Annotated in this window: 22 protein-coding genes; all 22 read left to right on the top strand. The window is 42.3% G+C overall.

The genetic code is table 11. The annotated features are described in order from the left end of the window. Positions 1-21 precede the first annotated feature (21 nt). Complete coding sequence (locus B6A27_RS06730; RefSeq protein WP_080860908.1) at positions 22-1,494, top strand: UDP-N-acetylmuramoyl-L-alanyl-D-glutamate--2,6-diaminopimelate ligase; 1,473 nt, start codon at positions 22-24, stop codon at positions 1,492-1,494. Then, complete coding sequence (locus B6A27_RS06725) at positions 1,488-1,952, top strand: hypothetical protein (protein WP_044746594.1); 465 nt, start codon at positions 1,488-1,490, stop codon at positions 1,950-1,952. The genes B6A27_RS06730 and B6A27_RS06725 overlap by 7 nt, the downstream gene beginning before the upstream one ends. Next, positions 1,946-2,920, top strand: coding sequence for a phospho-N-acetylmuramoyl-pentapeptide-transferase (gene mraY / locus B6A27_RS06720; RefSeq protein ID WP_066147137.1), 975 nt, complete (start codon positions 1,946-1,948; stop codon positions 2,918-2,920). The genes B6A27_RS06725 and mraY overlap by 7 nt, the downstream gene beginning before the upstream one ends. 15 nt (positions 2,921-2,935) lie before the next feature. Beyond that, the gene (gene murD, locus B6A27_RS06715; protein WP_139788086.1) at positions 2,936-4,276 is read left to right on the top strand and encodes a UDP-N-acetylmuramoyl-L-alanine--D-glutamate ligase; all 1,341 of its coding nucleotides are present in this window, start codon (positions 2,936-2,938) and stop codon (positions 4,274-4,276) included. A gap of 38 nt (positions 4,277-4,314) precedes the next feature. Further along, positions 4,315-5,415 (top strand): stage V sporulation protein E, encoded by a 1,101-nt coding sequence (spoVE, locus tag B6A27_RS06710; RefSeq protein ID WP_066147141.1) that lies wholly within the window; start codon positions 4,315-4,317, stop codon positions 5,413-5,415. A gap of 146 nt (positions 5,416-5,561) precedes the next feature. Continuing rightward, a complete protein-coding gene (gene murB, locus B6A27_RS06705; RefSeq protein ID WP_066147143.1) occupies positions 5,562-6,473 on the top strand; it encodes a UDP-N-acetylmuramate dehydrogenase in 912 nt (303 codons plus the stop codon). Between the two features lie 77 nt (positions 6,474-6,550). After that, the gene (locus tag B6A27_RS06700; protein WP_080860904.1) at positions 6,551-7,390 is read left to right on the top strand and encodes a cell division protein FtsQ/DivIB; all 840 of its coding nucleotides are present in this window, start codon (positions 6,551-6,553) and stop codon (positions 7,388-7,390) included. Further along, positions 7,371-8,078, top strand: a complete 708-nt coding sequence (locus B6A27_RS06695; protein ID WP_066147709.1) for a DUF881 domain-containing protein — start codon at positions 7,371-7,373, stop codon at positions 8,076-8,078. Before B6A27_RS06700 ends, B6A27_RS06695 begins: the two co-directional genes overlap by 20 nt. A gap of 24 nt (positions 8,079-8,102) precedes the next feature. Further along, a complete protein-coding gene (locus B6A27_RS06690; RefSeq protein WP_369824150.1) occupies positions 8,103-8,822 on the top strand; it encodes a DUF881 domain-containing protein in 720 nt (239 codons plus the stop codon). 1 nt (position 8,823) lies between these two features. Then, the gene (locus tag B6A27_RS06685; protein WP_066147147.1) at positions 8,824-9,177 is read left to right on the top strand and encodes a small basic family protein; all 354 of its coding nucleotides are present in this window, start codon (positions 8,824-8,826) and stop codon (positions 9,175-9,177) included. Between the two features lie 114 nt (positions 9,178-9,291). Next, a complete protein-coding gene (gene ftsA, locus B6A27_RS06680; protein WP_044746586.1) occupies positions 9,292-10,569 on the top strand; it encodes a cell division protein FtsA in 1,278 nt (425 codons plus the stop codon). 26 nt (positions 10,570-10,595) lie between these two features. Then, positions 10,596-11,732, top strand: a complete 1,137-nt coding sequence (ftsZ, locus tag B6A27_RS06675; protein ID WP_044746585.1) for a cell division protein FtsZ — start codon at positions 10,596-10,598, stop codon at positions 11,730-11,732. A gap of 377 nt (positions 11,733-12,109) precedes the next feature. Continuing rightward, a complete protein-coding gene (gene spoIIGA, locus B6A27_RS06670) occupies positions 12,110-13,036 on the top strand; it encodes a sigma-E processing peptidase SpoIIGA (RefSeq protein WP_080860902.1) in 927 nt (308 codons plus the stop codon). 52 nt (positions 13,037-13,088) lie between these two features. Next, on the top strand, positions 13,089-13,808 hold the full coding sequence (sigE, locus tag B6A27_RS06665; RefSeq protein ID WP_044746583.1) for an RNA polymerase sporulation sigma factor SigE: 720 nt from the start codon (positions 13,089-13,091) through the stop codon (positions 13,806-13,808). A gap of 103 nt (positions 13,809-13,911) precedes the next feature. Then, positions 13,912-14,691 carry an RNA polymerase sporulation sigma factor SigG gene (gene sigG / locus B6A27_RS06660; RefSeq protein WP_044746582.1) on the top strand — a complete coding sequence of 260 codons (780 nt, stop codon included), beginning with the start codon at positions 13,912-13,914 and terminating at the stop codon, positions 14,689-14,691. Positions 14,692-15,274: 583 nt separating this feature from the next. Further along, complete coding sequence (locus tag B6A27_RS06655; RefSeq protein WP_044746581.1) at positions 15,275-15,517, top strand: YlmC/YmxH family sporulation protein; 243 nt, start codon at positions 15,275-15,277, stop codon at positions 15,515-15,517. A 77-nt stretch (positions 15,518-15,594) separates the two neighbouring features. Further along, the gene (pgeF, locus tag B6A27_RS06650; RefSeq protein WP_066147151.1) at positions 15,595-16,407 is read left to right on the top strand and encodes a peptidoglycan editing factor PgeF; all 813 of its coding nucleotides are present in this window, start codon (positions 15,595-15,597) and stop codon (positions 16,405-16,407) included. Positions 16,408-16,410: 3 nt separating this feature from the next. Further along, a complete protein-coding gene (locus B6A27_RS06645; protein ID WP_066147153.1) occupies positions 16,411-17,091 on the top strand; it encodes a YggS family pyridoxal phosphate-dependent enzyme in 681 nt (226 codons plus the stop codon). 14 nt (positions 17,092-17,105) lie between these two features. After that, positions 17,106-17,537, top strand: coding sequence for a cell division protein SepF (locus tag B6A27_RS06640; protein ID WP_044746578.1), 432 nt, complete (start codon positions 17,106-17,108; stop codon positions 17,535-17,537). A gap of 3 nt (positions 17,538-17,540) precedes the next feature. Next, on the top strand, positions 17,541-17,810 hold the full coding sequence (locus B6A27_RS06635; protein ID WP_044746577.1) for a YggT family protein: 270 nt from the start codon (positions 17,541-17,543) through the stop codon (positions 17,808-17,810). Between the two features lie 47 nt (positions 17,811-17,857). Beyond that, positions 17,858-18,631, top strand: a complete 774-nt coding sequence (locus B6A27_RS06630; RefSeq protein ID WP_066147714.1) for a YlmH family RNA-binding protein — start codon at positions 17,858-17,860, stop codon at positions 18,629-18,631. A 317-nt stretch (positions 18,632-18,948) separates the two neighbouring features. After that, the gene (locus B6A27_RS06625; protein ID WP_139788078.1) at positions 18,949-19,461 is read left to right on the top strand and encodes a DivIVA domain-containing protein; all 513 of its coding nucleotides are present in this window, start codon (positions 18,949-18,951) and stop codon (positions 19,459-19,461) included. Positions 19,462-19,801: the final 340 nt, after the last annotated feature.

Genomic DNA, 19,801 nt, shown 5'->3' with positions numbered 1-19,801 from the left:
TAAACGAGAGGAATGAACAAGATGGAACTGCGAACATTGCTTTCTTATTTGCATCATTTAGGTACATATGTCGGCGAAAATCCGACTGTAACATCGATTGAGATGGATTCCCGAAAGGTAACAAAAGGTGCTCTGTTTATTTGTATTAAAGGATTTACGGTTGATGGTCACGATTTTGCCCAGCAAGCTGTAGAAAACGGGGCAGTGGCGATTATAGCAGAGCGTGAAGTTGATGTTTCCGTACCTGTGATTCTTGTCCGCGACAGCAAACGAGCGTTGGCAGTGCTGGCAGATGCTTTTTATGGTCAACCGACGCATAAGCTACATCTGATCGGAGTGACAGGCACAAATGGAAAAACGACGACGACTCACCTTATCGATTATGTGTTTCGAAAGGCGAGAAAGAAAACAGGTTTGATTGGAACCATGCATATAAAAATTGGCGATAAAACTTATGATGTGAAAAACACGACTCCTGACGCTCTTGTATTACAAAGAACGTTTAAGCAAATGGTGGAGGAAGAGATTGATACGGCGATCATGGAAGTGTCTTCGCATGCGTTGCATATGGGGCGTGTTCACGGATGCGATTATGATATCGCGGTGTTTACAAATTTAACACAGGATCATTTAGATTACCATCGTACAATGGAAGAATATCGCTTGGCAAAAGGTTTGTTATTTGCTCAACTCGGCAATCGTTTTGATCATCAACGGCCGAAATTTGCGATTCTTAACCAAGATGATCCGTCGTCTGAATACTATAAACATATGACAGCCGCTACGGTTATTACGTATGGGATTGATCAAGACAGCGATATTATGGCGAAGCAGATTGAAATGTCGCCAAACGGAATGAAATTTGATTTAGTGACACCAGATGAAACGGTGCGAATTTGCATGAAGCTGATCGGCCGTTTTAATGTGTATAATATATTAGCCGCTGCTTCTGCCTGCCTTGCTTCGGGACTCTCGTTGTCTACGATTGCTGAGGCGCTAGAAGAAATATCAGGCGTTTCGGGGCGTTTTGAAACCGTGAATGAAGGGCAAGATTTTACTGTTATTGTTGATTATGCACATACTCCAGACAGCTTAGAAAATGTGTTAAAAACCATTCGGCAATTCGCTAAACGGAATATTTATGTGGTTGTCGGCTGCGGCGGGGATCGAGATCGTGCCAAGCGTCCATTAATGGCTCAAATTGCCGTAAAATATGCGGATACAGCGATTTTTACATCTGATAATCCCCGCTCCGAGCGACCGGAAGATATTTTACATGACATGGAAAAAGGAGTTGCGGGCAAGCGATATATCTCAATCGCAGATCGCAAAGCAGCGATTCGTTATGCAGTAGAACACGCGCAAAAGGATGATGTCATTTTAATTGCTGGAAAGGGCCATGAGACCTATCAGATCATTGGAAATCAAGTGCTGCACTTTGATGACCGCATCGTTGCCCGCGAAGCCATTAAGGAGCGAAATGGGGAATGCTAACTTATCAAATGGTCAAGCAATTATTTCCTTTAACAAGAGGGATTGTCGACAATGCGCTTGAATTTCGCACCGTTTTTACGAATCCTTATTGCAAGGCAGAAAAAGGACTATTTGTTCCGCTAGCAGGAACAGAATGGGAGCTAAAAGTGGCTATTGAGCAAGGGGCGATTGCTTCTCTTTGGAAAAATGGCAGAACATTGCCGTCTTACATTCCAAATCAGTTTCCAATTTTTTTCGTCCCTTCTGAGCTGAAGGCGTTAGCTTCCATATTAGAAATGTATTTGCCGTTAAAAAAAGCGGACAATAAAGAAACGCAATTTTTATTGACCATTGACGCTCCGCAGCATCATATTGAACAAAATCATTCATATGATATAGCGGTAATAAATGAATTACAGCAACTGAAACAAAAATGGTTCGGTGCTCAAGAGAAAGAAGGATGTGAGCCGTCATGTTAGAACAAGTGATGATATTTTCAATTGTAACAGCTTTTTTCATTACGGTGCTGCTATCTCCTTTTTTTATTCCGTTTTTACGAAGATTAAAGTTTGGGCAGAGCATACGTGAAGAAGGACCAAAAACGCACCACAAAAAATCTGGCACGCCGACGATGGGCGGAATGATGATTTTGCTCTCGATTGTGATTACAACGTTTTTCATGACGAAAAAATTTTCCCATATCACGATCGAGACCTATTTGCTTTTATTTGTTACCATAGGATATGGACTGCTTGGCTTTATTGATGACTTTATTAAAGTTGTCATGAAGCGGAATCTGGGGTTAACAAGCAAGCAAAAATTAACAGGGCAGCTCCTGATCGCCTTTGTGTTTTATATGGTTTATCACCAGCAAAATTTTTCCACAGCGCTACATATTCCAGGAACCCATCTATCATTTGATTTAGGATGGGGATATATCGTATTTCTTGTTTTTATGCTTGTGGCTGGCTCAAATGCCGTCAATTTAACGGATGGGCTCGACGGTTTGTTGTCGGGAACGGCAGCGATTGCCTTTGGCGCCTATGCGGTTCTTGCATGGAACCAGCAACAATATGATGTAGCTATTTTTAGCGTTGCTGTCGTTGGGGCTGTTCTTGGATTTCTTGTGTTTAATGCCCATCCAGCTAAAGTGTTTATGGGCGATACCGGCTCTCTTGCGTTAGGAGGAGCGATTGCTACTGTTGCGATATTAACGAAATTAGAGCTATTGCTTGCGATTATCGGCGGCGTGTTTGTGATTGAAACATTATCAGTGATTATTCAAGTTATTTCATTTAAAACAACAGGAAAACGAGTATTTCGCATGAGTCCGTTGCATCACCATTACGAGCTCATTGGATGGTCTGAGTGGCGCGTTGTTGTCACATTCTGGGCGATTGGCTTATTGTTAGCAATACTCGGAATCTATATCGAGGTGTGGATGTAATTGAAACAAGTAACGATGCATCAGGGGAAACGAGTGTTAGTGATTGGTTTGGCGAAAAGCGGTCTCGCAGCGGCTATGCTGCTTCATGAGCTTGGAGCAAGCGTGACCGTTAATGATCAAAAGCCGCTGGATGACAACGAAACAGCAAAGCAGTTACATGAGAAGGGAATTCGTGTGATTTGCGGAGGGCATCCGCTTGGTCTACTTGATGAACCATTTGATTTGGTGGTGAAAAATCCTGGAATTCCATATACCAATCCAATGGTAGCCAAAGCACTTGAGAAAGGGCTGCCGATCATAACAGAAGTCGAGCTTGCCTATGCCATTTGTGAAGCTCCGTTTATCGGCATTACGGGCTCGAATGGCAAAACGACCACCACTACACTGATTTACGAAATGCTAAAAGAAGCTTGCAAAAAACCGTTGATTGCGGGTAATATCGGAATGGTGGCGTGTGAAGTAGCCAAAACGGCTCATGAAGACAATTGGGTTGTCACTGAGCTGTCTTCATTCCAACTGATGGGGATTGAAGCGTTTCGTCCCCGCATTGCTGTGCTTCTTAACATTTTTGATGCGCATTTGGATTATCATGGAACGAAGGAAGCATACGCACAAGCGAAAGGAAATTTGCTAAAAAATCAAACAGAAAGCGATTATGCTGTCGTGAATGCAGATGACGAATGGGTCATGAAGCTCGCTGAGGCATCGAGCGCAACGAAAATATTTTTTTCCACTACCAAACCATTAAATAGCGGCGCTTATGTGAAAGATCAGGCAGTCTACTGGAACAGCGAAAAAGTGATCGCCCTATCAGATATTGTGTTGCCTGGCAAACATAATCTAGAAAATATATTAGCGGCTGTAGCAGCAGCGAAGCTAGTAGGCGCAGATAACGCGGCCATTGCCCGCGTACTAACAACCTTTACTGGAGTGAAACACCGCCTCCAATACGTAGGCACTGTGAACGGTAGAAAATTTTTTAATGACTCCAAAGCAACCAATATATTGGCAACGCAAAAAGCGTTATCTGCTTTTAGTGATCAGCGAGTCATTCTTCTTGCGGGAGGATTGGATCGCGGCAATGAATTCGATGACTTGATCCCTTATCTTAAACAGGTTCAAGCTGTTATTTTATTTGGACAAACGGCACAAAAGTTAGAGCGGGTAGCGAAACAGGCAGGAATAGAAACGGTTTATCATGTCGATAATGTGGAAAAAGCTGTACCTGTTGCTTATGAGATATCGAAGCCTGGCGATATTATTTTGTTGTCACCAGCATGTGCAAGCTGGGATCAATATAAAACTTTTGAACAAAGAGGAGACATTTTTATAAGCGCAGTGCATAAGCTTGAATAGAAAGGACATACCGTTCATAAAAGCTGAGGTGTTGGGCAGTGTCTCAAAAAAAGTCTGCGCCTGATTTTTTACTTCTATTGCTGACGTTTCTGCTGCTAGCAATCGGGCTAATCATGGTTTATAGTGCCAGCGCTGTATGGGCAGAATATAAGTTTCACGATTCTTTTTTCTTTGCTAAGCGCCAGCTGTTATTTGCTTGTGTAGGAATTGCAGCGATGTTTTTTATTATGAATGTCGATTATTGGGTCTGGCGCGACTGGTCAAAAGTTTTGCTGATTATATGTTTTGTGCTGCTTGTGCTTGTGCTGATTCCAGGAGTTGGAGTAGTGCGCAATGGCTCGCGCAGCTGGATTGGTGTAGGGGCATTTTCCATTCAGCCATCTGAATTTATGAAACTGGCGATGGCAGCCTTCTTGGCCAAGTATTTGTCCGAAAATCAAAAAAAGATTACATTATTTAAAAAAGGATTACTCCCTGCTTTAGCCCTTGTCTTTTCAGCATTTGGCATGATTATGTTGCAGCCCGATTTAGGAACAGGAACGGTGATGGTGGGTACTTGTATTACGATGATTTTCGTTGCTGGAGCTCGCATCAGCCATTTTGTCGGCCTTGGAATGATAGGCTTGGCTGGCTTTGCTGGTCTTGTTTTATCGGCTCCTTATCGAATCAAACGAATCACCTCCTTTTTAAATCCTTGGGAAGATCCGCTTGGCAGCGGCTTTCAAATGATTCAGTCGCTCTATGCGATTGGGCCGGGTGGACTGCTAGGGTTAGGACTAGGACAAAGCAGGCAAAAGTTTTTTTACTTACCTGAACCGCAAACCGATTTTATTTTTGCGATTTTGGCGGAGGAACTGGGATTTATTGGCGGTTCACTCGTGCTGTTATTGTTTAGCTTGCTCCTTTGGAGAGGAGTGCGCATCGCTTTTGGAGCTCCTGATTTATATGGAACATTTTTAGCGATCGGAATTATTTCGATGATCGCAATTCAAGTGATGATTAATATCGGGGTAGTAACAGGACTGATGCCAGTAACGGGAATTACCTTGCCATTTTTAAGCTACGGCGGCTCGTCGCTGACTTTGATGCTGATGGCGATTGGAGTTTTGTTGAATATCAGTAAACATGCCCGATATTAATGAACGAGAAAAGGGGAGGTTCTCTAAGCTGATTTCTTAGGGAGGCGGCCCCTCTCGTTTTGTTTGTGGACAGTAGTGGACAGGAAAAAAGATCATGATGATCCATCATCAGGACAACAAGAAATACAGGAAAGGGGAGGAAATCCGTGGAACAGCTCATCAAAGAATTCACTCAAGCGAATATTGGAAAAGTGAGAGAAAAGGAGCCGCTTGCCCGCCACACAACGATTCGAATCGGCGGACCAGCTGATGTGTTTGTAGAGCCAGACAGCATCGAAAGCCTAAAAAAAGTAATGGAAATTATTCGAAAGCATCATGTAAATTGGCGAGTGATTGGACGTGGCTCTAACTTGCTTGTAGCGGATGAAGGGATTGAAGGTGTTGTCATTAAATTAGGAGACGGGATTGCTGAGCTGACCATTCATGAAGAGGAAGTAACCGTTGGTGGAGGATATTCTTTAATTAAATTGGCAACGACCGTCAGCAGGCAAGGGTTATCAGGCTTAGAGTTTGCTGGGGGAATTCCTGGTTCAGTCGGCGGTGCTGTTTATATGAATGCGGGGGCGCACGGCTCGGATATGTCGCATATTTTGCAAAAGGCACAGGTTTTGTTTCCTGATGGAACGATTGAATGGTTAAGTAAAGAAGAAATGGAGTTTTCTTATCGAACCTCCGTTTTGCAAAAGAAGCGCCCTGGAATTTGTATTGCAGCGGTATTAGAATTGAAAAAGGGAGAAAGGGAAAGCATTGTAGCGAAAATGCAAAAAAATAAAGACTACCGCCGCGAGACGCAACCGTGGGATTATCCGTGTGCTGGAAGCGTTTTTCGGAATCCTCTCCCACATTATGCGGGCCAGTTGATTGAAAAAGCGGGATTAAAAGGATATGCGATCGGTGGCGCCAAAATTTCTGAGCAGCATGGAAACTTTATTGTAAATGCCGGGAACGCGAAAGCTCAAGACGTATTGGATTTGATTGCTCATGTGAAAAAGACGATTCAGCAGCTATACGGCATCGAAATGAAGACAGAAGTGGAGATTATTGGTCGTAAGTCCTAGAAAATTAGATCACCTTATTTTCCAATATTGTGCTATAATAAAAACAGATTTGCTTCAAAAACTAACGGCATAGACAAATGCCGTTTGTTTTATTGTTTTGTAAGTGTCAGAAAGCGGTGAGCAAATTGGAAAAAGGTAAAGTCGTCGTTCTCGAAGAACGTGTTCCTAAACTAAAGAAGCGGCGCAGGCAAAAAGTCAATCGCCGATTAACCATTTACATTGTCTTCTTTTTTATGCTTATTTTATGTATTGTTTATTTTCAATCACCCTTAAGCTATGTCAAGCATATTGAAATAAAAGGAAATCAACATATTTCAAGTGAAAAAATTATTCAACTGAGCGGTTTAGCGAATGGGACAAGCTTTTGGAAAGTAAAAGAAGAGAAAATTAAACAGGCGATTGAAGAGCATCCGGAAATCAAACAAGTAGAAATGCAAAAAAAATTCCCCAATACAATTGTACTTTACATAAAAGAACGCAGACGGGTTGCTTACATTGAACATAAACAGACGTTCTTTCCCCTTCTTGAGAACGGTCAAATTTTAATGAAAAATGCTCCCAAAACGGTATTAAGCGATGCCCCAATTTTAGTGGATTGGAAAAGTGGAGAAGACATTCAAGACATGGCAGGTCAGCTAGCCAAACTGCCTCCATATATATTAAGCGCTATTTCTGAAATCCACTATGCGCCGAGCGATGAAGATCGCTATCACATTACCGTTTATATGAATGACGGATTCGAGGTAAGTGCGAGTGTCAAAAATTTTGCGGAAAAAATGCTTCTTTATCCTGAGATTGTTAAGAAGCTTGATCCGAATGTAAAAGGTGTAATTCATTTAGAGGTCAGCAACTACTTTAAAGCTTATGATCAACCAAAAAAGGAGGATGACGATGACAATGAAAGTAGTGCGCGGTAATTATGTCATCCTTTCCTTGGTCTGTCTTGTTTTAGGGTTTATGCTTTCCTTTTCCTACGAATATACAAAAAGTCGTGTTGAAAAACGGACGATCACTGATAAGCAATGGAATAAGGAATATGAATACAGACAATTGCTGATTCAATCGCAAAAAGAAAACCAAAAGCTGAAAGCAGAACTGATGAGCAAGCAGGAAAAAGTGCGGAAAATGGAGGCTTCACTTGCCGATAAAAAAAAGGCCTATAGCGATTTAGCAACAGAAGCAGAACAATTGCGGATGTACATCGGAAAAGTGAAGGTCAGAGGAGCTGGGGTTGAAGTTACGCTTTCAGATGCTTCTTATATTCCAAGCGAACAAAGCGCAACCAACTACATCGTTCATGAGCAACATGTATTAAAAGTAGTGCATGAACTGCTCATCTCTGGAGCAGAGGCGATTGCCATCAACGGGCAACGGATTTCACACCGCTCCTATATTGTTTGCAACGGTCCTGTTATTGAAGTGGATGGGACACAGCATTCAGCTCCCTTTACCATTTCTGCGATTGGCGACTCCAACGTGCTTGCCTCAGCGCTTACTATTGCCGGAGGTGTGAAGGATCAATTAACAGGGGACCATGTTGTTGTTGATATTCAGCAAAAGGATGATATCACACTAGATCCAATTTTTCATACAAACCGTGAGTAAAAATAGAAAGTTTGGTGAAGCGCGTTGGTACGAAAAAAGCTGGTTCATTTTACAGTGATTATGGCGATTATCGGGTTTATGCTTGCGATTCAGGTGCAAACAACTAAGCAACCTGCTGTGCGCGATACGCGGGATATTTGGCAGCTGCGTCAAGATTTAAAAAGGGAGCAGCAGCTGGAGCAACAGCTTTTACTAGAAATTCGCCGCAATGATGAAAAAATTCAAAATTACCTGCAAAATCCCGCCGGAAACCAAGCAGCTACGCTTCAAGAAACGGTGGAGGAACTGAGGAAAGAGGCGGGATTGACGGAGACGACGGGGCCAGGAGTCGTTTTGACAATCGAACCGTTTTATCCGGAAGATTATGTGGGGCCTATTACATACACGATTTCTCCAGAGCTGTTAAAGAGGTTGATCAATGAGTTGAATATGTACGGCGCCAAGGAGATTGCTGTTGCTGATGAACGTCTTGCCAATACAACGGCAATTCGTGAAGTAAACGGTGTAACGAAGATTGGAAAGAAATCCATTTCTTCATTGCCAATACAGGTGAAGGTTATTTCCGATGATGTGACGACGCTATACAATCATCTAAAAGTATCCACCATTTATGATGATTTTGTTACAGAAAATTTGCAAATTACTGTTTCAGAGCCGATGCCAGCAGTCTCTATTCCTAAATATAACGGACAATGGCGCGTTCGCTATATGCAAACAGTAAAAGCCGAAAAGGAGGAAAAATAGCATGTGGCTTCCGGTCATCGGCTTCATTATTGGGATTGTGTTAGGATTTTCAACCGATTGGCGCATTCCTGCTGAATACGCAAATTATTTATCGATTGCCATTCTCGCAGCCTTTGATACACTCATTGGCGGCATTCGCGCTCATTTGCAAAATGTATATGATGAAAATGTTTTTTTTACAGGTTTCTTTTTTAATATTATTTTAGCCGCAAGTTTAGCTTTTCTCGGTGTTTATCTTGGTGTAGACTTGTATTTAGCAGCTGTGTTTGCTTTTGGGGTTCGATTGTTTCAAAACATCGCTGTCATTCGCCGGATTTGGCTCGCAAAATGGATGGAAAAACGAGAAAAATCCTAAAAAGTTCATTTTAATGAAAGGGAATGCTTCTTGATATGTTGAATATATGAAACAAAACTTGTTGCCAGCTGTTCAATTCGTCGATATGTTAGTTGTTAAAGGAGGTGCCAAAGAATGAACAGCAATGAAATCGTTGTTAGTCTTGACATCGGTACATCCAGTGTTAAGGTTATTATTGGAGAAATGCTAAATGAATCATTGAATATCATTGGCGTTGGAAATGTGAAATCTGAAGGGCTCAAAAAAGGTTCCATTGTTGATATAGATGAAACCGTACATTCAATTAAGCGGGCAATTGATCAAGCAGAACGAATGATTGGGTTAACAATCAATAGGGTCGTTGTCGGGGTCAACGGCAACCATGTGCAGCTGCAAGATTGTCATGGCATTGTCGCTGTTTCCAGTGAAAACCGGGAAATTACGGATGAAGATGTAGCTCGTGTCATTGACTCTGCCCAAGTTGTCTCGATTCCTCCAGATCGAGAAATCATCGGTGTCATCCCGAAGCAGTTTATAGTCGATGGTCTTGATGGGATTAGCGATCCTCGTGGGATGATCGGGGTGCGTCTTGAAATGGAAGGAACGATGATTACGGGAGCCAAAACAGTATTACATAACCTGCTTCGTTGTGTGGAGAGAGCAGGCTTGGAAATAAGTGATATTTGTTTGCAGCCGTTGGCGGCTGGTTCGCTTGCCTTATCAAAGGATGAGAAAAATTTGGGTGTCGCTTTAGTAGACATCGGTGGCGGCTCCACAACCGTCGCTATTTTTGAGCAAGGGTTTTTACGGGCAACGGCTGTTCTTCCTGTTGGAGGCGACCATATTACAAAAGATATTTCGATCGGTCTTAGAACTTCGACAGAAGATGCCGAAAAAATTAAGCTTAAACATGGACATGCTTTTTATGATCTCGCCTCAGAAGAAGAGATTTTCAGTGTCCCAATCATCGGCACGGATCAGCATCAGCAGTTTACTCAGCTTGATGTTGCTGATATTATTGAAGCGAGGCTTGAAGAAATTTTTCAGCTTATATTCCAAGAAACTCGTAAGCTAGGCTTTCGTGATTTGCCAGGCGGCTATGTTTTGACAGGTGGAGTCGCCAACATGCCGGGAATTTTAGAACTGGCCCAGGACATGCTGGGGAATAGTGTACGCATCGCGATTCCTGATTATATCGGCGTGCGCGATCCGCAGTATACAACGGGAGTAGGATTGATTAAATTTGCTTATCGGCATGCCAAGCTGCAGGGACGAGGAGTTCCGGTGGCTGCAACGGTGGAAACGCCAGAAAAACGGCTTCCTAAACAACAGCCTTCTAAAGCAAAACAAAAAAGTAAAGATGAAAATTTAGGACAAAAAATGAAAAAATTTTTCGGTTATTTCTTTGAGTAGAGATCGAATTATTAGGAGGATTTGTCATGTTGGAGTTTGATACTACTGTTGATCAGTTAGCAACTATTAAGGTCATCGGTGTTGGCGGCGGCGGAAACAACGCTGTAAATCGGATGATTGAACATGGCGTACAAGGTGTGGAGTTTATCGCAGTCAACACCGATGCACAAGCGCTCAATTTATCGAAAGCTCCTACTAAGCTGCAAATCGGTGCAAAACTGACGCGCGGATTAGGTGCGGGGGCAAACCCAGAAGTGGGAAAAAAAGCAGCAGAGGAAAGCAAAGAACAAATTGAAGAAGCTCTAAAAGGAGCCGATATGGTATTTGTGACCGCAGGAATGGGGGGCGGTACAGGAACAGGGGCTGCCCCAGTCATCGCCCAAATTGCTAAGGAGCTAGGAGCGTTGACAGTTGGCGTTGTTACACGTCCTTTCACATTTGAAGGAAGAAAGCGGGCTATGCAAGCTGCTAATGGAATTGCAGCCATGAAGGAAGCAGTCGATACCCTTATCGTGATTCCCAATGACCGCCTGCTTGAAATCGTGGATAAGAATACGCCGATGCTTGAAGCGTTCCGTGAAGCAGACAACGTACTCCGGCAAGGGGTGCAAGGCATTTCCGACTTAATTGCCGTTCCTGGTTTAATTAACCTTGACTTTGCCGATGTTAAAACCATTATGTCCAATAAAGGTTCAGCCTTGATGGGAATCGGTATCGCTAGCGGTGAAAATCGTGCGGCTGAAGCAGCCAAAAAAGCGATCTCAAGTCCGCTTCTTGAAACGTCGATTGACGGAGCGCAAGGAGTGCTTATGAATATTACTGGCGGCACGAACTTAAGTCTATATGAAGTGCAAGAAGCAGCGGATATTGTGGCTTCGGCTTCCGATCAGGAAGTAAACATGATCTTCGGTTCTGTTATTAATGAAAACTTAAAGGATGAAATTGTCGTGACGGTCATTGCCACTGGGTTCAATGAAAGCGAAACACCATCATCTTCTCGTCCGGTTCGCGCTGGTTTTGGCACCGCTCCAAAAGCGACAACGACCGTTAAGCGTGAAAAACGTGAAGAGCCCGTGCAAGACTATGGTTCGCTTCGCTCTTCACAGGTGGAAGATCCGCTTGATATCCCTGCTTTTCTGCGCAATCGCAACCGTCGCCGCTAAAAATGCAAAAGGGTAGGAACGTTCTTTTTCATTCTTGCCCATTCAATTGAAGCAAAAAGAAAATAAGCCAAAATGTAGCTTCACAAAAGAGCATGAACACTGTTTCATGCTCTTTTTGCTTTTCTGTGAACATATGAATATGACTTGGGCATTAGGTGGAAGATCTTAATTTTTTATGACAAAGTAAATAAGGCTTAGACAGGTGTTCATGCCTATATGAAGTTTAATCCTACGGCACTTTCTCGATCTGCTATTCGTTTTCCTTTGACAAAAAATTCACTTTTTCACCATCATAAATTGACAGACTTTCCAGTAAGATGTACTATATACTATTTTCAGATTGATTGTCGTGTTCCTTGTAAAAGGAGGCTAGCTGATTGACCGTTTATTTAGATGTTATTTGGTTATTAAATTTTTGCTTTGACGGATTGCTGCTCTGGTTAACAGCGATTATCCTGAAAAGAAATGCCGTATGGTGGAGGATAGTTGCAGGAGCTTTCATCGGCTCACTTCTTGTGATTTTGATGTTTACACCGCTTTCTTCATATGTACAAACACCGCTTGGCAAGTTATTGTTCTCATTGATCATCGTTTGGATATCATTTGGCTTTAAACGGTTTCGATATTTTTTCGAGAATTTATTTACGTTTTACTTCGCTACTTTTATGGTTGGGGGAGGGATGATTGCTGTTCACTATTTTCTGCAGCATGAGATCCAAGTGACCACAGGGATGCTCTCCACCTACTCGCTTGGAACGGGAGATCCTGTTAGCTGGTTATTTGTATTGGTTGGCTTTCCGCTTTTATGGTTGTTTTCCCATTTGAGGATTGCCGGAATTCGTGAGAAAAAAATACGTTTTGATAGCATTGTGGATGTTGTGCTTATCTTTGATGATGTTTCACTTTCACTGAAGGGGCTTATTGACAGTGGGAATCAATTGTATGATCCCATCACAAAAACGCCTGTGATGATTACCTGTATCCATGAAATGAAAGATGTATTGCCGTCGCTTATCCTTGAGCAATTTAAACGACAAGACGATTTTCAATGGTTAAATGATCCCATGTTTGAAAAATGGTCCAATCGCTTGCGAATCATTCCTTATCGTGTAATTGGAAAAGAGCAGAGATTTTTATTAGCTATTAAGCCAGATGAAATCATGATTCGCTATGAAGCACAATGGATTCGAGTGTCGAAGGGACTGGTTGGTTTAAATGAAGCAAGCTTATCGACGGACGGGGAATATCAATGCATTGTGCATCCGAAAATGATTCAAGCGGGCAAACGGTTAACCGCTTCATAGGGTTGTTACTATATCATACGCATCTTTATCTAAATTAGAAGGGGGATTTTTTATGAAACGATGGAAACTTCGAATTCTGCATTTATGGTATAAGTTACTGATCAAACTCGGAATCAAGACCGATGAAATTTATTATATTGGAGGAAGTGAAGCGCTACCGCCACCACTCACGAAAGAAGAGGAAGAGGAATTGCTGCAAAAGCTTTCCTTAGGGGATGAAACGGCTCGATCGCTGCTGATTGAAAGAAATCTGCGCTTAGTCGTTTATATTGCGCGAAAATTTGAAAATACAGGAATCAATATTGAAGATTTAATTAGCATTGGGACTATTGGACTCATTAAAGCGGTCAATACATTTAATCCTGAAAAAAAGATTAAGTTAGCCACTTATGCTTCGCGATGCATTGAAAATGAAATCCTCATGTATTTGCGACGCAATAATAAGGTGAGATCAGAGGTATCGTTTGACGAGCCGCTAAACATTGATTGGGATGGAAACGAGCTGTTATTGTCTGACGTACTTGGAACAGAAGAAGATGTGATTACAAAAGATTTAGAAGCAGATGTGGATCGCCATCTTTTATTAAATGCACTCCGTCAGTTAAGTGATCGTGAAAAACAAATTATGGAGCTTCGCTTTGGTCTTTCTGGCGGAGAAGAAAAAACACAAAAAGATGTAGCCGATTTACTTGGCATCTCACAGTCTTACATATCACGTCTCGAAAAGCGAATTATTAAGCGATTGCGCAAGGAATTCAATAAGATGATGTAAAAAATTGCACATGTCCCATTTTTCCTTAATGGGACATGTGCATATTTTTTCTTCCTAAGGAGATACTGAACAATGACAGCATCTCCTGATAGGAGGGAAAGACTTGACAAGAAACAAAGTAGAAATTTGCGGTGTAGATACATCAAAGCTTCCGGTACTAAAAAACGAGGAAATGAGAGAACTGTTTAAAAAGATGCATGAAGGGGACTTAGAGGCAAGAGAGAAGCTTGTGAATGGCAATTTGCGTCTTGTCCTCAGCGTTATTCAGCGTTTTAATAACCGTGGAGAGTTTGTGGACGATTTGTTTCAAGTCGGTTGCATCGGTCTTATGAAATCGATTGATAATTTTGATTTAAGTCAAAATGTGAGATTTTCAACGTATGCGGTTCCGATGATTATTGGGGAAATTCGTCGCTATTTACGCGACAATAATCCGATTCGCGTATCTCGTTCGTTGCGCGACATTGCGTATAAAGCGCTTCAAGTGCGTGAAAAATTAATAGGGGAGACGCTAAAGGAACCGACAGCTGAGGAAATCGCCAATGTCCTTGGGGTTTCTCATGAAGAGGTTGTATTTGCTTTAGATGCGATTCAAGATCCTGTTTCCTTATTTGAACCGATTTATAATGATGGGGGCGACCCTATCTATGTCATGGATCAACTAAGCGATGAAAAAAATCGCGACAGCCAATGGATTGAGGAAATTGCATTAAAAGAAGGGCTGCGCCGTTTAAATGAACGGGAAAAAATGATTATTCGCAAACGGTTTTTCCAAGGAAAAACGCAAATGGAAGTGGCCGAAGAGATCGGTATTTCACAAGCACAAGTATCGAGATTGGAAAAAGCTGCGATTCGTCAAATGAATAAAAATATTCAAGTATAAGGGCTGTTCATTTTAGAACAGCTCTTTTTTTCGGAAAGCTAGGAGCCATCATATCATATATATTAGTGTATGATGTGGCTTCATCATTTATATGGATGGGGAGTTCATGTGAGGGCATGGATTTATACGTTCGTACGGCAAAGACAAAATATTATATTTACTCCCGACCTGCGAAACATTGCCCATTCTCTTTTCTTGATTGAACAGTTCCAATCTTTCAATTACTCGTGGCAGATTCCGTTATTGTCCTTACGGTGCATAAATGCGAACGGATGTGTAAAATCCAGTCGTCCGATTGTTCGTGAAATCCGATGATCACTTGCTCAAGCTGTTGAGACATCTATTTTTGCATCATGATTCACTGGTTACATGGGGGTTAAGTTGTATTTATATATGATGAAGTTTGTTTTTTCAGGGTTCGTCTTTTTGATGTTAGGAAGTTTGTGGAAAAACCACAAGGAATTTTCGCTGATGGGCAGGAGCAGCATGACCGTTTTTTCACGATCAAAAATATGGATGGTTCGGATCAGCCTGTTTTTACCGAGTTGGCAATCTATAGAGATGATGAAAGCGGGGGACTCATATGATCAAAATTTCTGAGTTTCAAACAAAAGATGTTGTGAATGTCGCAAACGGAAAAAAGTTAGGGAATATCGGTGATATTGATATCAACTTACAGACAGGACAAATTAATGCATTGATTATTTTGGGATCAGGCAAAGTGCTCGGGTTATTCGGCCGCGAGGCGGAAACAGTCATTCCGTGGCAAAATATTGTGAAGATCGGAGCCGACGTTATTTTAGTCCGTTTAAACGAAAGTGAATAAATAAGGTTATCATCTATAAGCAAACTATGATAAAATAGGAAAAAAAGTGATAAAAATCTACAAAGAGGATGACACTCATGCCAGAAATTTTTCATCAAGATGGCGAAGAATTGCTGATGTTGACAGAATGGCAGAACGTGCTGGCGGGTTTTACGACCAAACAAGGAGGATTCAGCCAGCAGCCGTTTACGACCTTCAATCTTGGTTTGCATGTCGGAGATGTTCAGCCTGCTGTTGTACGCAATCGACAAAAGCTGTCAGAGCTTTTGCAAATTCCGCTAGCAAGATGGATATGCTGCGAGCAAACGCATGACTCACATATTGCCAAAATAACAAAGCAGGATGCCGGAAAAGGAGCAGTGGATATGGAAACAGCGCTTGCTCAGACGGACGGGTTGTATACGAACGAAGCGGAGTTATTATTGGCTCTCTGCTTTGCTGACTGTGTTCCACTTTATTTTGCCGCACCGAACTATGGGCTGGTCGGCGTTGCCCATGCGGGATGGAAAGGAACCGTAAAAAATATCGCCGGCAAAATGGTTCGTCTTTGGTGCGAGCGCGAGCATATTCCGCTTCAGGAAATCATGGTAGCGATTGGACCAGCCATCGGTTCCTGCTGTTACATTGTAGATGACCGCGTGTTGAATGCTGCACAAAATGCATTAGGGGAAAAAAGAGATCTTCCTTATCGAGAAGTCAGTCTAGGACAATATGCTCTTGATTTAAAAGAGCTAAATCGGCTATTGCTTATAAAAGAGGGAGTACTTGCTTCCAATATTCAAGTGTCCGATTATTGCACAAGCTGTGCCGAGGATTTATTTTTTTCCCATCGACGTGACAATGGACAAACTGGAAGAATGATGGCATTTATCGTCAGGAAGGAGGAATAGTGCATGGAATCTGTTCGCAACAACGCAGCCATAATCCGCGCTAACATTGAAACAGCATGCAAACGAGTGAATCGTGATCCCGCCTCCATCCGAATCATCGCGGTAACAAAGTATGTGAGCATTGAACGAGCGAAAGAAGCGCTGACAGCTGGCATAACCGATTTAGGAGAAAACCGTGATGATGGTCTGCTGCAAAAGTATGAAGCCATTGGGCAAAAAGCGACTTGGCATTTTATTGGAACATTGCAATCTCGCAAAGTAAAAGCTATTATCGATAAAGTAGACTATATTCATTCACTGGATCGCCTTTCTCTTGCCCGTGAAATTGAGAAGCGGGCCCTTCAGCCGGTCAGATGCTTTGTGCAGGTGAATGTTTCGGGAGAAGCAACAAAGCATGGGCTGTCTAAGGACGAAGTGCTTCCGTTTATCGAACAATTGCGCAGCTTTTCGAACATCGAGGTTGTTGGATTGATGACAATGGCTCCGTACACGGATGATGAGCCGTTTTTGCGTCAATGCTTTCGGCAATTGAAGCTGTTGCAACAGCGTGTACAAGCATTGGGGATTCCAAACGCTCCGTGCACAGAACTGTCAATGGGAATGTCCAATGATTACATGATTGCAATTGAAGAAGGAGCGACATTTATTCGTTTGGGAACATCGCTTGTTGGAAAGGAACAATAAGGAGGTGCAGAGAGATGGGTTTACTAAAGAAATTTAAAGACTATTTTTTAGAAGAAGATTATGAGGAATATGAAGAAGAATATGAGGAAGAGGAGGAGCTAAATCCTCAACCTGCCGGGAAAGGAACGGCGAAGCAAAATATCGTCAGCCTACAAAGCGTGCAAAAATCATCCAAGGTTGTGTTGATTGAACCAAGAGCTTATGCTGAGGCGCAGGAAATTGCTGATCATTTAAAAAACCGTCGCGCTGTTGTGGTTAATTTGCAGCGAATTCAGCATGACCAAGCGAAGCGAATTGTTGATTTTTTAAGTGGTACCGTTTATGCGATCGGCGGAGACATTCAGCAGGTGGGAACGAGAATTTTTTTATGCACCCCTGACAATGTAGATGTAACCGGCTCAATCTCTGCTGTTTCTGAAGATGAAACATCGATGAAAAGGTGGTAGTTTATGTATAGCTTGCTTTGGTTTTTAACAACGCTCATCGATATCTATTCGTACGCATTAATTGTGTACATTTTAATGTCGTGGTTTCCAAATGCTCGCGATACAAAGATCGGCCGGCTTTTAGCGACGATTTGCGAGCCATATTTAGAACCGTTTCGCCGCATTATTCCACCTATTGGAATGATTGATATCTCGCCTATTGCTGCGTTTTTAGTGTTAAATTTTGCAACGAGAGGCTTGCATGCTCTGTTTAATATGCTACATTTAGTGTAGGGAATCCATCATAAGGGTTCCCTTCTTTATGAGAAGGTGTCAGGATGATGAATTTATATCAGCATTTCCGCAAAGAAGAGCATCATTTTATCGATCAAGTGCTGGAATGGAAAGAGTTTGTCAAAAATCACTATTGTCCAAAGCTAACCGATTTTCTTGATCCGCGCGAACAAGAAATCGTTCGGATGGTGATTGGAAGCGATGAAGATGTGAAGCTGTCTTTTTTTGGAGGAGCGCCATTTACTGAAAGAAAAAGAGGCCTTTTATATCCCCCATACTTTCAGCCGGGGGAGGAGGATTTTGCGCTTACTCTATTTTCTATAGGCTATCCGAGCAAGTTTGTATCGCTGGAGCATCGGCAAGTGCTTGGATCCCTGATGTCTCTTGGATTAAAGCGAGGGAAATTCGGCGATATTTTAATGAAAAACGGCGATCTTCAATTTATTGCCGCATCGGAAATCGCTGACTATGTTCTCCTTCATTTGCATATGATCGGGGGCACGAAAATTTCTCTTAAGGAAAAACCATTCACCCAAATCATTGCTTTAGAAGAACAGTGGAAGGAAGCATCTATAACGGCTTCATCGCTGCGGCTCGATGCTGTATTAGCGCAGGCCTTTGGTGTATCCAGACAAAAAATTCAATCGCTCATTGAAAACGGTCTTGTAAAGGTGAATTGGAAAACAGTGGATCAAGCGCATTGGGAATGCAGGGAAGGCGATGTTTTGTCTGCCCGTGGATTCGGACGTCTTAAAATGATTGCAATCGATGGAAAAACAAAAAAAGAACGATGGCGCATTCAAGTGGGAATGCAAAAATAATGAAGCAATTGCAGGAAATCGCCGAAATGTGTCGAAAATGAAATATAACCTGTGGTGCTAGTTGGACATTACATGCAACGATGATCGATATCACTCGATCGCTCAACATTTGTTCCTGTGTGAGCAGGCGATGATCCGCTTTCGACGGTCGGCGCGATCACGCCAAGCGCAACCGAGGCAAGGAACCAACTTGCCTTCTGGTCGTGAGATTTAATAGGTACCGTTCGTTCATCTAGTATACATCACATCATAAGTGAATCGATTTGATCTAGCACTGCGAGTAAATATAAGGAATTATGCAGACGGAGGTGGCATTCGTGCCTTTAACGCCATTAGATATTCATAATAAAGAATTCAGCAAAGGATTCCGCGGGTATGATGAAAACGAAGTAAACGAGTTTTTAGATCAAGTCATTAAAGACTATGAAATGATTATTCGCGAAAAAAAACAGCTCGAGGAAAAGGTATCTGAATTAACGGAAAAGCTTAATTACTTTACAAATATTGAAGAAACGCTTAATAAATCTATTTTGATTGCCCAGGAAACGGCGGAAGAAGTGAAGCGAAATGCGCAAAAAGAGGCTAAGCTTATCATCAAAGAAGCCGAAAAAAACGCTGATCGCATCATTAGCGAAGCGCTTGCAAAATCGCGGAAGATTGCACAGGAGATCGAAGAGCTTAAACGTCAATCCAAAGTGTTCCGTACGCGCTTTCGCATGCTCGTGGAAGCCCAGCTTGAAATGTTGAACAACGGAGATTGGGACCATTTAATGGAGTATGAGGTCAAGGAAATTGAAGTGGAAGAACATGAAAAATTGAGCCAATCTTGACGGATTTTGTCCTTTTCGCATATAATCAAAATAACTATTGACCATGTGTATCTATAAAGAGGATCAAATGTGCTTTTTAACGGATTTCCGAAAGAAGTCTCCCTCCTCAAGGAACGTGAAGGACATAGCCCCTTGAGTAGGCGGGAGATGAATTTTGGTGGGCGTCAGCCAAAACGCATGATAGAATAAATGTATATCATGTTCTTTGTGAACGGGATATGAGGGGGCATGGAGAAAATCGCATACGAAAACCAAGCAAAGCCTTCCATGCGTAAAATATCCAAGGCACGAAAGAACCCCGACTAGGGTTGGAACGACCCGAAGTAACGCTCAGGAAGAC

This window comes from Anoxybacillus sp. UARK-01, from assembly GCF_002075365.1.
Lineage (GTDB): Bacteria > Bacillota > Bacilli > Bacillales > Anoxybacillaceae > Anoxybacteroides > Anoxybacteroides rupiense.
This window is presented reverse-complemented; position numbering and strand designations above follow the sequence as displayed.

Bases quoted from the DNA above. Each gene is read 5' to 3' on its own strand.
- B6A27_RS06730 (WP_080860908.1), top strand. From the start codon at position 22: ATGGAACTGCGAACATTGCTTTCTTATTTGCATCATTTAGGTACATAT.
- B6A27_RS06725 (WP_044746594.1), top strand. From the start codon at position 1,488: ATGCTAACTTATCAAATGGTCAAGCAATTATTTCCTTTAACAAGAGGG.
- mraY (WP_066147137.1), top strand. From the start codon at position 1,946: ATGTTAGAACAAGTGATGATATTTTCAATTGTAACAGCTTTTTTCATT.
- murD (WP_139788086.1), top strand. From the start codon at position 2,936: ATGCATCAGGGGAAACGAGTGTTAGTGATTGGTTTGGCGAAAAGCGGT.
- B6A27_RS06700 (WP_080860904.1), top strand. From the start codon at position 6,551: ATGCCGTTTGTTTTATTGTTTTGTAAGTGTCAGAAAGCGGTGAGCAAA.
- B6A27_RS06695 (WP_066147709.1), top strand. From the start codon at position 7,371: ATGAAAGTAGTGCGCGGTAATTATGTCATCCTTTCCTTGGTCTGTCTT.
- B6A27_RS06685 (WP_066147147.1), top strand. From the start codon at position 8,824: ATGTGGCTTCCGGTCATCGGCTTCATTATTGGGATTGTGTTAGGATTT.
- ftsA (WP_044746586.1), top strand. From the start codon at position 9,292: ATGAACAGCAATGAAATCGTTGTTAGTCTTGACATCGGTACATCCAGT.
- ftsZ (WP_044746585.1), top strand. From the start codon at position 10,596: ATGTTGGAGTTTGATACTACTGTTGATCAGTTAGCAACTATTAAGGTC.
- sigE (WP_044746583.1), top strand. From the start codon at position 13,089: ATGAAACGATGGAAACTTCGAATTCTGCATTTATGGTATAAGTTACTG.
- B6A27_RS06655 (WP_044746581.1), top strand. From the start codon at position 15,275: ATGATCAAAATTTCTGAGTTTCAAACAAAAGATGTTGTGAATGTCGCA.
- pgeF (WP_066147151.1), top strand. From the start codon at position 15,595: ATGCCAGAAATTTTTCATCAAGATGGCGAAGAATTGCTGATGTTGACA.
- B6A27_RS06645 (WP_066147153.1), top strand. From the start codon at position 16,411: ATGGAATCTGTTCGCAACAACGCAGCCATAATCCGCGCTAACATTGAA.
- B6A27_RS06640 (WP_044746578.1), top strand. From the start codon at position 17,106: ATGGGTTTACTAAAGAAATTTAAAGACTATTTTTTAGAAGAAGATTAT.
- B6A27_RS06635 (WP_044746577.1), top strand. From the start codon at position 17,541: ATGTATAGCTTGCTTTGGTTTTTAACAACGCTCATCGATATCTATTCG.
- B6A27_RS06630 (WP_066147714.1), top strand. From the start codon at position 17,858: ATGAATTTATATCAGCATTTCCGCAAAGAAGAGCATCATTTTATCGAT.